Raw genomic sequence first — 15087 nt, forward strand, 5'->3', positions numbered from 1 at the left:
AACAATGCGTGTTCAAGCTAGGTTAGTAGGTGCTTACTTTAACGTTTGAATCACCCACACCTAGGTTGATAGAGACTACCGCGGTACCCGCACCACGACCTTTGCTGCTGGCGGTCATCAAGAAGCGGTTGTTCTCGACTTCCGCTACGCCCTTTACCTGGCTGTCGCCGATGCCAATATCGCTGGTGATGGTGGCTAGGTCGCCGCGTAACTCAAGGTCCACTTCGCCTACGCCCACATCCAGATTGATATCGGTCGTCCACATCTCACCACCGACGGTGCCTACCCCCAAATCTGCATCTACGGACGCAATCTTGGGCAGCTGAATCACCCAATCAAGCTTAACGTTATCTTGCTCTGGTACGCTTAGCACCAAACGGTCACCGTCTTGTTTTGCAGTTAATTGAACCGCCTCAAGGTCACCGTCGTTCCACATTTTGTCGCTATCGGCTTTGGCTGTTAGGGTAACTGACAGGGTGTCGCCAGTGGTCGCAACAAATTTAATTTCTCCAACACCAGAATCCAAGCTGAGCTTAGTGCTGCTGGTGACTTGATATTCGGCACTCATGGTTTTTTGCTGTGCAGTAGTAGCAGCTGCTTGAAAGGGCATGCTGGCTAGCGTTACCAAGGCGATTAATCCAGTCGCAAAGTTCCATACAACCTGTTGCTTTTTCATTGTTTTATTCCTTTTATCCATGTTGGTTATGAGACCGGTTGCAGCGGCTAAATTATGCTGCAACCTTTGGTCTGATTTTTTAATCACTTGCCAAGTCTTAAGCAAATGCTGTGCCAACTTTGATAAATTCCTATAAAACAACAAGTTAAGTCGCAACCCTTCGAGATAAGGAATGGTTACTTAAGCTATTTCACTAGTTTTTAGTAAAATTTATACTAACGAAGCGGCGATTTTCACCACCGCTTTAAGTACAGCCAATACACTGCTGGTATCACCAACAAACTCAGCAATGGCGCTACAATCATGCCTCCTATCATAGGCGCAGCGATACGCTGCATCACTTCGCTACCGGTACCTTCACTCAGCATAATCGGCAACAGCCCAGCGATAATAGTGAGCACCGTCATGGCTTTGGGCCGCACCCGCTGTACGGCGCCCTGCATAATCGCCTGCTGCAGCTCAGCCAAGCTGGGCTTGCTGTTAGCACGGCGAGCTTCAGCTAGGGCCTGATTTAAATACAGCATCATCACTACTCCAAACTCTGCTGCCACCCCCGCCAAAGCAATCATACCCACTCCTACCGCGGTGGATAAATTAAAGCCTAGCGCCCAGACCAACCAAAGACTACCACTGAGTGCTAGAGGCAGAGTGACCATGATTAGCAAAGCTTGTTTGAACGACTTAAAAGTGACGTACAGCAGCATAAAAATAATCACCAAGGTGATTGGCACCACCGTCTTCAGCTTATCTTGTACCCGTTGCATGGATTCATACTGACCCGACCAACTGACACTGTAGCGTGGCGGCAACTGATAACTAGCCACCAAAGGTTGGGCGGCCGCTAACACATCACTGACGGCGGTATTAGCATCCACATCAATAAAAACCCAGCCGGTTGGGCGGGCATTCTCACTACGGATCATCGCCGGCCCACTGGTTACTCTTATGTCGGCCACCTGTTCTAGCGTTAACCAAGTGCTGCTGTCGCTATTAGTTATACTGACAATAGGGAGTTGCTGAAGCCGTACCAGATGATCGCGATACACCCGTGGGTAGCGCAGCGTAATCGGATAGCGTTCAGTGCCCTCAATGCTTTCAGTTACCGTAGCGCCGCCGATGGCATACCGAATGATCCGCTGCAAATCCGCTTGGCTTAACCCGTAACTGGCAGCCTTGGCTAGATCTGGACGAATTTCAATATAGCGACCGCTGGCAGGACGTTCAGCAAAGACTGAACTCACCCCGGGTACATCTTGCAACAACTGTTCTAGTTCAGCCCCGATTTGCTGAATCTGGTGTAAATCGGGCCCTGCAATTTTTAGTCCTAGCGGGGTTTTCAGCCCTGTTGACAGCATATCAATACGGGTTTTTATGGGTTGAACCCAGGCATTCGTGATCCCCGGTAATTGCACGCGTTGATCGAGTTCGGCAATAATGTCCTTGAGCTCTAGGCCAGGGCGCCACTGCTCCTGCGGCCGCAGTTGAATGGTGGTTTCAAGCATGGTTAACGGGGCGGGGTCGGTGGCCGAGTCCGCACGCCCTACCTTACCAAACACAGATTTTACTTCTGGCACTTGTTTAATCAGACGATCGCTTTGCTGTAGTAGCCGCCCAGCCGCTTCTGGACTGATACCCGGTAAGGTGGTGGGCATGTACAGCAAATCCCCTTCGTGCATTGCCGGCATAAATTCATAGCCCAGCTTTTGCCAGGGATAATAAGCGCTGAGTGCTATCAGACACGCCACCGCCAGTGTCGTTTTGGGCCACCGCAATACCCATGTTAACAACGGCTGATACACGGCAATCAGCCCACGGGTGAGCGGGTTGGCTTGTTCGCTACGAATGCGCCCACGCAATAAATATCCCATTAAAACCGGTACCAAGGTAATAGCAAGTAATGCTGCCGCTGCCATGGCGAAGGTTTTAGTGTACGCCAGCGGCGCGAACATGCGGCCTTCTTGTTGTTCTAAGGCAAATACAGGTAAGAAGCTTAAGGTAATAATAAGCAACGAGAAAAATAACGCTGGCCCCACCTCTGCGGCAGCGGTACCTATCACTTGCCAATGCTGCCGACCTTGAGCTGGTTGGCCATGTTGCTGCTGATACCGCAACAAATGTTTATGGCCATTCTCAACCATCACAATCGCGGCATCGACTAAAGCCCCAATGGCAATGGCGATACCCCCTAGGCTCATGATGTTGGCATTAATATTGAGCGCTCGCATAGCAATAAAGCTAATCAGAACTGCTAAGGGTAAGGTAATAACAGCCACGAATGCAGAGCGCACATGCAGTAAAAAGAGGCCGCTAATCAGCACCACAAAAATCATTTCTTCAATCAGCTTGTAGCTTAGGTTATTAACAGCTCGTTCTATCAGCTGCGAGCGGTCATACACCGTCTCTATTGCCACCCCATCGGGGAGCCCTTGGCGAATACTATCTAGCTTAGCTTTCACACGGGCAATGGTTGCTTGCGCATTTTCGCCTTGGCGCATCACCACAATGCCACCCACTACTTCGCCGTCACCATTCAGCTCAGCGATACCGCGACGGCTTTGGGGGCCACGTCTAATGGTGGCAACGTCTGCCAGGGTTACGCTCACATTGTTGGCACTGCGAACGGGCAGCGGCAACTGCTTTAAATCTTCAATGCTTTGTATGTAACCGGTGCCACGAACCATGTATTCAGCTTCAGCCATAGCAACAATACCACCGCCAACTTCATGATTGGCTTGGGCAATGCTCTGTTCAATCACAGCTAAGGATAACCCGTAAGTTTGTAGCCGTTGTGGCTCGACCACCACTTGGTAAGCCGGCACCATACCGCCTACAGTAGCGATTTCTGCAACGCCGGAAACGCTTTGTAGCTCTGGTTTGATAAACCAGTTTTGTAAACTGGTGAGCTGGCCCAAATCGTGCTGCCCGGTGGGGTCAACCAAAGCATATTGGTAAACCCAACCAACGCCGCTGGCATCCGGCCCTAACTGGGGTGTAACACCGTTTGGCAGACGTTGCTGCGCCTGATTTAAATACTCCAACACCCGGCTTCGTGCCCAATAGGGGTCGGTACCATCAGCAAATAAAATGTACAAATAAGAGTCACCAAAAAACGAATAACCACGGACATCGGTAGCACCTGGCACAGCTAACATGATATTGGCTAAGGGCCAGGTCACTTGTTCTTCGACCAACTGCGGCGATTGTCCAGGATAAGAGGTTTTCACAATCACCTGCACGTCTGATAAATCCGGAATGGCATCTAACGGCGTTTGCAGCATGGCCCGCCAACCTAGCCAGCCCAACAAGCAAGCCAGCAAGATCACCATCAGGCGCTGGCGTAGCGCCAGCTTAATGATGTTGGTGAGCATCGGCGGCCTCCTGCTTGTTAACGTTGTTGTGCATGCCCTGCAAAGTTGCTTCTGAATCCAGCAAGAACTGGCCCGACACCACCACCCGTTCGCCCGCGGCTAGGCCGGCTATGATTTCGGCTTGGTCACCAACGATTAAACCTACCTCAACGGGCCGTTGTACAAAGGTATTATCATCGGTTTGCACCAGCACTCGGTTGCTACCGCTGCCGTGACTGTCACCGGTAACGATCAGACTTGCGAGAGGAACAGCCAAAACCTCCCGTTTGGGGCCTCCGAAGAGTTCCACCTTGGCTTGCATGCCCACCAACAGGCCCGGCTTAGCAGGCAGTTCTATTCTTAAGCGCTGACTGCGACTGCGCACATCCAACTCGGGGTAGACATAACTGACGCTGGTCTCGTAATCCGTAAGGCCTAGTTGGGCGATGGTAATATCGGCTGGCGTGCCTTGGCTAAACCAGTGGCTGTATTGCTCGGGCACATCAGCTTCCAGCCAGAGTTGATCAGTACCTGTGATGGTCATGATCTCGAGGCCCGGCTCAACATACATCCCTTGCGCACTATTGAGTTGCGTTACCACTCCAGCTTTCGGCGCAAAGACCGGTACGCGATACAAGATTTCTTGGCGCTGCTCCAGTTGCTCGATGAGGTGCGGGGCAAAGCCCAGTAACTCCAATCGTAACCGACTATCATTGAGCAACCGCTGGGCTGACTGTGGTGATGACTGCTGCGATACCTGCTGCGATGACTGCTGCATAAGTAGACTGGACGCCTGCAGATAATCTTGCTGAGCAACCACCAATTCGCGACTATAGATTTCATACAGCAGCTGCCCTTGGCTCACCGTTTGCCCCTCACTGCGCACGTGCAGACGCTCAATCCAGCCGCTGGCACGCGCATGCACATGATGACGAGCATTATCATTCCATTGCACCTGTCCCTGGGTGACCAAATAGCGCCACAAGGTGGTGTGAGAGGCGACCGCAGTACGCACTCCCATGCTTTGTTGCATCGCCGACGATACCTGTGCCTGTGGCTGCTGATGGCTCTGCGGCCGCTGGGGCACTAAATCCATGCCACAAATCGGACAAGTACCCGGCTCTTCACTGGTGATATGACTGTGCATAGGGCAGATGTATTGTATTGGCTCGGCTTCGTTCAAGCTGAACGAAGCCGCTACGGTACTTTGCGAGTGCTGGTGCGTTTGCGCCGGAACCAAGGCAGAAGCCACAGGAGCAAGCAACCAGCCAACCATCAGCAAAATGGCTAACCATGCCCGGCCTAAAGCCACAACAGCAGCAGGCCCAGAAGGACCAAAAAGGTAACAAAACATGAGCGAATCCTAATCTAAATCAGTTGGTTATAGAAACATTCAACGACGTAAGATTAGAACCCCATAGGTGGGCGTATCAATGGGCTTATTAAAGCTTTTATTAGACTACTGCTGCTGCGCCAAGCTGGCTGCTGCAGTAATGGTAGAGAAGTGATGACTTGACTGGCCATGGCGCTATTAGCGTGACTACAGCCATGCTGGCAATCACCGCACTGGCCGCCACAATCGGTGTCGAGCTGGTTGCTCGGCTCACCATCACAGCAGGCATGACTAGCATCCACCTGCTGGCTGCTATCCATGTGCATGCTGCTATGACTCGCTGCGCCATCCATGTGCATGCTACCTTGCTGTTGGAACTGAGCAAAGTTGTCATAGCTGCCCGCTGCCGAGGCCGTGAATGGCATCAACATAAGGCTGAGCATAGTAAGCATGACGATTAATTTCTGCATGCTCATAATATAGCGCTATTTTTGCGGTGAAGCCAGCCTTAGGTAAGAGCTAGATTCAACGATTGCAGCAGGTCAGTCATGCTATTTCACCTTGACACCCCCCCCCTCTGCTGCTTAAATTAAACTTCAACTTAACATTTTTTAACCAGTTGTACTTTTGACGCCCATTATTTCATCGATACAAAGGATGACTCATCATGACATTGCCCGTTAAATCATTAGTGCTCATGGCTATGCTGTCGTTACTAGGCGCTAGTTCTGTGAATGCCAAATCTGTCGGTAATAAAGAACAGCCCAGACCCGATCCAGGAGCAGAAGTCATCTATCTTGTCGCATCTACCATAGGGCTCTCATTAGATGAACTGAACCGTTCTTTTAATGTGATCGTAGGTTTTCAATCCGGTAAATTTACCCTGCCAGAACTAGATTCACTTGCTGATGATGAGCTGCTGCTCATGATTGATAGGTCTGCAGAACCCTTCGCCAGTCTCGACAACCAACAACTCATGCTGGTGGCGCAACGCTACCTGATTGAAACCGAGCTGTTGGCTGCTCGCGCTGATGTTGACGTTGACAAGTTTCGTCAGTTCTATCGTACCTTTGATAGAACCATTACGCTGGCGCTGCGCGTCAATAAGTATGTTTCAGTAAAGCAGCGTAGCAGTCTCTCCCCTGATGCGTCACTCACTTATATGGATGTGGATACCTTTGATGGCCCTATCATAGATTGCGATCGCTCTTGCCGAGCGGTGCAAGAGCAAGTTTGGGAAAACATGTCTGGGCAACTTAATATCATGGGCGATGTGCAGAGCTGGGAGAAGCAGCATGGCTCACAGCCATTAGGAACTGTTGCCCGTATTGTTGATCATGAATCAGGCAAGTTTATTGAAGTAAGAAATCAGTCTAGTTCGCTGGCGTGGGTATCGATCATTGGTGGCAGTGACTGCGGCGCTGCTGCTTGTATTTAATGCATTGATAAAAAAAGCTGAAACAGCGGTAAGACTGTTTCAGCTTGGGTTAAACCATTTGAGACTAAGGCTTACCAGATTTTTACGCGTTGCTCTGGTGGCAAGTACAGGTCATCACCTGGTTGCACATCAAAGGCTTCATAAAAGGCTGGCACGTTTACCACAGTACCATTCACACGGTAATCAGCGGTCGAGTGTGGGCCACGTACTACTTGGTTACGCACAAACTCATCACGCATTTTAGTTTTCCATACTTGCGCCCAGCCTAAGAACACGCGCTGCTCACCGGTGTAGCCATCCATGACTGGAGCTTCTTCACCAGCTAAGGCATTTTTATAAGCACGGTAAGCAATGGTTAAACCGGCTAAGTCACCGATGTTTTCACCTAAGGTGAGTTTACCTTGCAAGAAGGCACCCGGAATAACTTCGTATTGGTCTGTTTGTGCCGCTAACATGTTGGCACGTTCTTCAAACGCAGCGCGGTCTGCTTCAGTCCACCAGCTGCTTAAGTTACCATCGCCATCGTATTTAGAGCCTTGGTCGTCAAAACCATGACCTAGTTCGTGACCAATAACAGCACCAATACCACCGTAGTTCACTGCATCTTCAGCATTCATATCAAAGAATGGCGGTTGCAAGATACCAGCTGGGAACACGATTTCGTTACGCACTGGGCTGTAGTATGCATTGACGGTTTGTGGCGTCATGCCCCACTCTTCTTCTTTAACCGGCGCGCCGATTTTAGCTAACTCTTCATTGAACTCAAACAACGCTGAACGCTTGTAGTTACCTACCAAGTCATTGTCTGCAATGGTTAATTCAGAATAGTCACGCCACTCGCTTGGATAGCCGATGTAAGGCGTAAACTTGCTCAGTTTTTCCAATGCTTTAGTTTTAGTGTCGGCACTCATCCATTCAAGATCTTGAATAGATTCACCGTAGGCCGTAATCAAGTTAGCTACCAGTTCTTCCATGCGCGCCTTGGCTGCCGGTGGGAAGTATTCAGCAACATATAATTGACCCAAGACTTCACCTAACACGCCATTGGTAGCGTTAACGCCGCGTTTCCAGCGTGGTTCTTGCGCTGGAGTACCATTAAGTACGGTACCGTAAAAGGCAAAACGACGGTCGTTAATTTCTTCAGTTAAGGCACCAGCATAACGCTCAACGGTTTTGATGGTTAAATAATGCTGCCAAGTTGTCACATCAACATCGGCGAACATGTCACCAAAAGCTTCAAAATAGCTAGGTTGACGGACAATCACATCAGCCGCTTTTGCGACGCCGGTGGCAGCAGCGTAAGCATCAAAATCAAAGCTACCTAGGGCCTCAGCTAATTCTGCTTTGGTCATTTTGTTGTAGGTTTTATCCGCGTTACGGCTTTCAATACGAGTCCACTGGGCTTCTGCTAGTTTGGTTTCTAACGCCAAAATAGCTTCAGCGGCGGCACTGGCTTCAGCATAATCGACTAACCCTAAGATATCAGCGAGGTAAGTTTGATACTGCTGACGGATCTCAACGTACTTCTCGTCATCGCTCAAGTAATACTCACGATCGGGTAAACCTAAACCTGATTGTGACATGTAAATAGCGTTAACTTCAGGGTCTTTCGCATCTGGATAGACATAAAAACCAAACGGTGAGCTCACCCCATATTTAGCTAGCTCGGCCATCCGTGCGACCACATCCGCATGAGTTTTAACCTCGGCATTGGCTTGTAAATCTGCGGCAATCGGGTTGTAACCAAGGCTGTTTAGAGTTTCAACATCCATAAAGCTATTGAAGAAATCACCAATTTTTTGCGCATTAGTGCCAGCTTCCGCACTACTAGCGGCGGCTTCTTCAATAATGCCACGCAGACGTTCTTGGTTTTGTTCTGCTAAATCTAAGAAGCTACCGATGCGTGATTTATCTTCTGGCATGTCGGTGTTTTTATGCCAAGTACCGTTCACAAACATGAATAAATCATCTTGTGGACGAACACTGGTATCAAAGTTTTCTAACACTAAGCCAGAGGTCAGTTGCTGTTGTGGCTGTTGCTGTTCTTGTTGTTGTTCTTGCTGTTGCGGTTGCTGGGGCGAACACGCTGCCACCCCTAGGGCTAAGGCTACGCTTAGCGCTAACGTGCTTACTTTATTCATAAAATCCTCGTTGCTGGATATTGTTGCTAAGTTATCCTTTCTACCTTAAGCCAAGGTGCGGCGTGGTACAACAAAAATCCCGACAATTACCCGCATACATCGGCTTATTTGTCGCAAAAACCGGTCGTACAAAAGGCAAAAAAAATCCGCAGCTGCTGAGCAACTGCGGATTCTTGGCTGCGGCATAAAGCCTACAGCTTATTTTTTCTTGGCTTTTTTGTTTGGCAGGTCAGTAATAGAGCCTTCAAACACTTCAGCTGCTAAGCCCACAGACTCATACAAGGTTGGGTGCGCATGAATAGTTAGCGCGATGTCTTCTGCATCACAGCCCATCTCGATGGCTAAACAGATTTCGCCTAATAACTCACCGGCATTAGAACCAACGATAGCACCACCGATAATACGGTTGTTTTTATCAAACAACAGCTTGGTGAAACCGTCTGTAGCACCTTGTGCGATAGCACGACCTGAAGCGGCCCACGGGAATACTGCTGCTTCGTATTCGATGCCTTGCTCTTTCGCTTCTTTTTCAGTTAAGCCAGCCCATGCAACTTCAGGATCCGTATAAGCAATAGAAGGAATCACTTTCGGATCAAAGTAATGTTTCTTGCCGGCAATCACTTCTGCTGCAACATGACCTTCGTACACAGCTTTGTGCGCTAACATGGGCTGACCAACGATATCGCCGATAGCAAAAATATTACTTACGTTAGTACGTAACTGCTTATCTACTTCAATAAAGCCACGGTCAGTTACCTGCACGCCAGCATGTTCTGCGCCAACTTTCTTACCGTTAGGAGCACGGCCTACAGCGACTAACACAGCATCATATTTCACTGGTTTTTCAGGGGCTTTGTCGCCTTCGAACGTTACGTGAATACCATCTTTCTTGGCTTCAACTTTCGCTGCTTTGGTGTTCAACATGATGTTATCGAACTTCTTCGCAATCGATTTAGTGAAGGCTTTAATGATGTCTTTGTCCGCTGGCGGAATTAACTGCTCAGTCATTTCCACAACGTCAACTTTGGCACCTAAGGCACTGTATACACAGCCCATTTCTAAACCGATAATACCGCCACCTAACACCAACATACGCTCTGGTACAAAACGTAATTCTAAGGCTGCAGTTGAGTCCCAAATGCGCTCATCTTCGTGTGGCACAAACGGTAACTTGATCGACTGTGAACCAGCAGCAATGATTGCATGCTCAAAGTTAATGGTGGTTTCTTTGCCATCAGCATCTTTTACTTTCAGTTGCTTATCGCTCGCGAACTCACCGACACCGTTGACCACGGTAACTTTACGCATTTTGGACATTTGTCCAAGGCCACCGGTTAATTGACCGATAACTTTTTCATTTTTGTGCGCACGAATTTTGTCTAAATCAATTTTCGGAGCACCAAACTCAACGCCTGCGGCTCCCATGTGCTTGGCATCTTCAATGTGCTTAGCAATGTGTAATAAGGCTTTAGAAGGAATACAGCCCACGTTCAAACATACCCCACCTAAGGTGTTGTAACGTTCAACAATCACTGTGTCTAAACCTAAATCGGCAGCTCGGAATGCTGCTGAATAACCACCTGGGCCGCCACCTAGAACGACGACTTGGGTCTTCACTTCTTTGCTCATAAGAACCTCTTTGAATTCGGCTGTGTTCGGTCTGTGGGGCTTATTATAACATCCCCACCACAAATTGTTTAATTTATAAGACTAATTTACGAATATCCGACAAGACATTGCTCAGGTACACACTAAAGCGTGCGGCCACGGCGCCGTCAATCACGCGATGGTCGTAGCTTAAGCTTAATGGCAACATTAATCGTGGCTCGAACTCTTTGCCGTTCCACTTAGGTTTCATGTCGCTCTTAGATACCCCTAAGATAGCGACATCAGGCGCATTCACAATCGGCGTGAAGGCGGTTCCACCAATGCCACCTAGGCTAGAAATTGAGAAACATCCGCCTTGCATGTCTTGGGCCTTAAGCTTGCCATCTCGTGCTTTCGCACTGATTTCTAACAGCTCATCCGAAAGCTCGTAAATGCCTTTTTTGTCGACATCACGAATCACAGGAACCACCAAGCCGTTCGGGGTATCGACGGCAATACCAATGTGCACGTATTTTTTCATGATCAAGTGTTCGCCATCGTCTGCTAACGATGAGTTGAACACTGGGTATTCGCGCAGAGCTTTCGCAACTGCCTTCATGATAAACACCAGCGGGGTAATTTTTACGCCGTCTTTCTTCTTCGCCTGCAGTTCATTTTCTTGCTTACGGAAAGCCTCTAACTCAGTAATGTCAGCTTCGTCAAACTGGGTTACATGTGGAATCGTTACCCAATTACGGTGCAGGTTTGGCCCAGAGATTTTCTGGATGCGGGTGAGTGGCACCTGCTCTACTTCGCCAAACTTACTGAAGTCTACTTTAGGTGGTGCAATTACTTGCAACCCACCGGCACCTTGGGCTACGCCGCTAGAAGCGGTAGCCTTAGGCCGTGACAACTCGTATTTCACATACTCTTGCACGTCTTCTTTTAGAATACGGCTCTTACGCCCAGAACCTTTCACTTGAGTCAGGTTCACCCCGAACTCATGCGCTAAGCGACGCACCGCTGGTGACGCATAGGCTAGGCCTTCGGCTTTACCTTTTTTGTCTAACGGATGGTCAGGCACCGGTGGTTTACGTTCGCTAGTGCTGCTATCTGCTGCGGTTGCGGCGTCGTCTTCTGCGGCATCTGAACTCGCTACCGACGGTGCTGGCTCCGCTTGGCTAGCAGCTGGTGCCGCTGAGCTTGCGCTTGCTTCGCGTATTTGCAAACGCACCACCAACGAGCCTTCTTTTACCTTGTCGCCGACTTTCACTTCCACAGATTCAACCACGCCAGCTTGTGGGCTAGGAACATCCATGGTGGCTTTGTCGGTTTCTAGGGTGATCAGACCGTCTTCTGCGGCAATTTGATCGCCAGCGCTTACCAGCACTTCAATCACGTCCACTTCGCCAGATTCGCCAATATCAGGCACCATCACGTCGATGGTTTTGGTGGCACCGCTGCCTGCCTGCTGCTCTTCTGAACTGGCTTCTGAGCTGTCGTCAGAGCTTTTGTCAGTACTGTCTTTAGCGCTTGCTGCCTCTTGCTCTTCACCTTTGGCGGCGGGCTGTTCTGCATCAGCGCCAGCATCTTTGTCAGCATCAGCATCAGCATCAGCGCCAGCTTCCGCTGCTGCTTCAAACATTGCCAACAAATCGCCTTCTTTGATTTTGTCGCCAACCTTCACTTTTAGTTCAGCCACAACCCCAGCAAATGGCGCTGGAATATCCATCGACGCTTTATCGCTTTCAACTGTAATCAACGAGTCTTCAACTTCTACCTGGTCGCCTTTAGCCACCAGGATCTCGATAACTTCAACTTCATCACCGCCCACGTCTGGGGCTTTTACTTCTTTCAAGTCTGCCATAATAGCCTCCGCTCCCGTTGCTTACGCGTACAGTGGATTGATTTTGTTGGTATCGATGTTGAAGTCCTTGATGGCTTGCTCCACCACTTTCACCTCAATATCACCCGCTTTGGCTAACTCGGTTAATGCTGCCACCACAATGTACTGTGCGTTCACTTCAAAGTGACGACGCAGATTTTCACGGCTGTCTGAGCGGCCGAAACCGTCTGTGCCTAACACGCGATAAGCAGTAGGAACCCACGCACGGATCTGATCAGCATATTGCTTCATGTAATCAGTTGCGGCGATGGTCGGGCCTTTAGCATCCGCTAACACCTGAGTCACGTAGGCTTGTTTGGCCTTGCCGCCCAAGTTCAGCATATTGTAACGCTCGACATCGTAACCGTTGCGCGCCAGCTCGTTGAACGAGGTTGCGCTGTAGACCTTGGCATTCACCCCAAAATCAGCGGCTAAGATACGGCCAGCCTCACGTACTTGCTGCAAAATAGTACCAGAGCCCAACAATTGCACTTCGGCTTTGGCGCCTTTGGCTTGATGACTCTCTAACTCGTACATCCCTTTGATAATGCCTTCTTCAACACCTTCTGGCATTTCTGGCTGCACGTAGTTTTCGTTCATCACGGTGAGGTAATAGAACACGTTTTCTTGCTCACCGTACATCCGCCGCAAGCCGTCTTGAACAATCACTGCCACTTCGTAACCGAAGGTAGGATCATAAGTGACACAGTTAGGTACGGTGTTAAACAAGATATGGCTGCTGCCGTCTTGGTGTTGTAGACCTTCGCCGTTGAGGGTGGTTCGACCGGCGGTACCGCCGACTAGGAAGCCACGCGCTTGGCTGTCACCAGCGGCCCAGACCAAATCACCCACCCGTTGGAAACCAAACATCGAGTAATAGATGTAGAACGGAATCATCGGCTCGTTATTGGTTGAGTAGCTGGTTGCTGCTGCTACCCACGACGCCATCGCACCAAGCTCGTTGATGCCTTCTTGTAATACTTGGCCTTGTTTATCTTCACGATAATAAGCTACTTGGTCAGCATCTTGCGGCTCGTATTTCTGCCCTTGGCTGGAATAAATACCCACCTGACGGAACAAGCCTTCCATACCAAAAGTACGGGCTTCGTCTGGAATAATAGGTACGATCCGTTTACCAATTTTCTTGTCTTTGAGTAACGCCGTGAGAACCCGCACAAACGCCATGGTGCTTGAAATTTCACGCTCACCAGAACCTTTAGTGACCGCCTCAAAGGCCTTCAACGATGGAATTTCTAACTCAACATCGGTGTTTGGACGGCGCACTGGCATAAAGCCACCCAGTGATTCGCGACGCTCGCGCATGTACTTCATTTCTGCGCTGTCTTCTGGGAACTTGTAGAATGGAATATCTTCAAGCTCGCTATCTTTGATTGGAATGTTGAAACGATCACGGAAGTGCTTGATCGCTTCCATGTCCATTTTCTTCACCTGGTGGGCAATGTTTTTACCTTCACCAGCAGCACCCATACCATAGCCCTTCACGGTTTTGGCTAAGATCACCTGTGGCCGACCTTTGGTGTTTACGGCCTTATGATAGGCTGCGTAAACTTTCATCGGGTCGTGACCACCCCGGTTTAAGCGCCAGATATCTTCATCTGTTAGGTTAGCGACCATGGCTTTGGTTTCTTCGGTTTTGCCAAAGAAGTGTTCACGCGTGTATGCGCCGCCTTTAGCTTTGTAATTCTGGTACTCGCCATCCACGCTATCTTGCATGATTTGCGCTAATTTACCTTCGGTATCGCGATACAGCAGCGGATCCCAGTAACGACCCCAAATCACTTTAATCACTTCCCAGCCGGCGCCGCGGAAAGTACCCTCGAGTTCTTGGATGATCTTGCCGTTACCACGTACCGGACCATCTAAGCGCTGCAAGTTACAGTTCACAATAAAGGTGAGGTTGTCTAAGCCTTCACGAGTAGCTAGACCAATGGCACCCAAGCTTTCTGGCTCATCCACCTCGCCATCACCTAAGAAGCAGTACACGCGCTGGTTTGAGCAGTCTTTAATGCCACGATCCGTGAGGTATTTTAGGTAACGTGCTTGGTAAATCGCCTGCATCGGGCCTAAGCCCATGGACACGGTAGGGAACTGCCAAAAATCAGGCATTAAGTTCGGGTGTGGGTAAGACGGAATCCCCTTGCCGTCTACTTCTTGACGGAAGTTATTCAGTTGCTCTTCGCTGATGCGGCCTTCTAAAAAGGCACGGGCATAAATCCCTGGCGAGGCGTGACCTTGAATATACAAATAGTCGCCACCGTCTTGATCCGTCGGTGCTTTGAAGAAGTGGTTAAAGCCCACATCGTACAACATGGCTGATGAGGCGAAACTTGAAATGTGACCACCTAGTTCCAGCTCTTTTTTCGAGCCACGCAGAACCATAGCTAAGGCGTTCCAACGAATCGCCGCACGAATTCGATGCTCAATGGTGCGGTCGCCAGGCATGGTCGGCTCTTGGCTAGCCGGAATCGTATTCAAGTATGCAGTGGTGGCATTGAATGGCAAATAGGCACCGCTGCGACGTGCCTTTTCAATCAATGACTCCAATAAAAAGTGACCGCGCTCAGCGCCGTCTTGCTCTAACACGACCTCAAGAGCGTCTAGCCACTCTCTGGTTTCTTGCGGGTCGATGTCATCTTTCAAATGGTCAGTCATACTTTAT

Annotated in this window: 9 protein-coding genes; 1 reads left to right on the top strand and 8 read right to left on the bottom strand. The window is 49.6% G+C overall.

Going from position 1 to position 15087, the window contains the following annotated elements:
• Positions 1-22: 22 nt before the first annotated feature.
• From KGF88_RS09315 to KGF88_RS09330, 4 genes are all read right to left on the bottom strand, one after another.
• Complete coding sequence (locus tag KGF88_RS09315; protein WP_153826406.1) at positions 23-676, bottom strand: hypothetical protein; 654 nt, start codon at positions 674-676, stop codon at positions 23-25.
• Between the two features lie 233 nt (positions 677-909).
• Positions 910-4044, bottom strand: coding sequence for an efflux RND transporter permease subunit (locus KGF88_RS09320; protein WP_153826407.1), 3135 nt, complete (start codon positions 4042-4044; stop codon positions 910-912).
• Positions 4025-5377: an efflux RND transporter periplasmic adaptor subunit gene (locus tag KGF88_RS09325; protein ID WP_153826408.1), complete on the bottom strand. Its 1353-nt coding sequence runs from the start codon at positions 5375-5377 to the stop codon at positions 4025-4027. Before KGF88_RS09325 ends, KGF88_RS09320 begins: the two co-directional genes overlap by 20 nt.
• Before the next feature lie 53 nt (positions 5378-5430).
• Positions 5431-5832 (bottom strand): hypothetical protein, encoded by a 402-nt coding sequence (locus KGF88_RS09330; protein WP_153826409.1) that lies wholly within the window; start codon positions 5830-5832, stop codon positions 5431-5433.
• A 191-nt stretch (positions 5833-6023) separates the two neighbouring features.
• On the opposite strand from KGF88_RS09330, the gene KGF88_RS09335 reads away from it, so the two are divergent.
• Positions 6024-6794 carry a hypothetical protein gene (locus KGF88_RS09335; RefSeq protein WP_153826410.1) on the top strand — a complete coding sequence of 257 codons (771 nt, stop codon included), beginning with the start codon at positions 6024-6026 and terminating at the stop codon, positions 6792-6794.
• A 71-nt stretch (positions 6795-6865) separates the two neighbouring features.
• Here KGF88_RS09335 and KGF88_RS09340 read toward each other — a convergent pair whose 3' ends face one another.
• The 4 genes from KGF88_RS09340 to aceE all read right to left on the bottom strand — a co-directional run bounded on the left by KGF88_RS09340 (position 6866) and on the right by aceE (position 15080).
• Positions 6866-8935 (bottom strand): M13 family metallopeptidase, encoded by a 2070-nt coding sequence (locus KGF88_RS09340; RefSeq protein ID WP_153826411.1) that lies wholly within the window; start codon positions 8933-8935, stop codon positions 6866-6868.
• Between the two features lie 198 nt (positions 8936-9133).
• Positions 9134-10564 (bottom strand): dihydrolipoyl dehydrogenase, encoded by a 1431-nt coding sequence (gene lpdA, locus KGF88_RS09345; protein WP_162014525.1) that lies wholly within the window; start codon positions 10562-10564, stop codon positions 9134-9136.
• Between the two features lie 73 nt (positions 10565-10637).
• Positions 10638-12389 (bottom strand): dihydrolipoyllysine-residue acetyltransferase, encoded by a 1752-nt coding sequence (gene aceF, locus KGF88_RS09350; protein ID WP_153826413.1) that lies wholly within the window; start codon positions 12387-12389, stop codon positions 10638-10640.
• A 21-nt stretch (positions 12390-12410) separates the two neighbouring features.
• Positions 12411-15080 (bottom strand): pyruvate dehydrogenase (acetyl-transferring), homodimeric type, encoded by a 2670-nt coding sequence (aceE, locus tag KGF88_RS09355; RefSeq protein ID WP_153826414.1) that lies wholly within the window; start codon positions 15078-15080, stop codon positions 12411-12413.
• Positions 15081-15087: the final 7 nt, after the last annotated feature.

The organism is Idiomarina loihiensis (assembly GCF_024584785.1).
GTDB lineage: Bacteria > Pseudomonadota > Gammaproteobacteria > Enterobacterales > Alteromonadaceae > Pseudidiomarina > Pseudidiomarina fusca.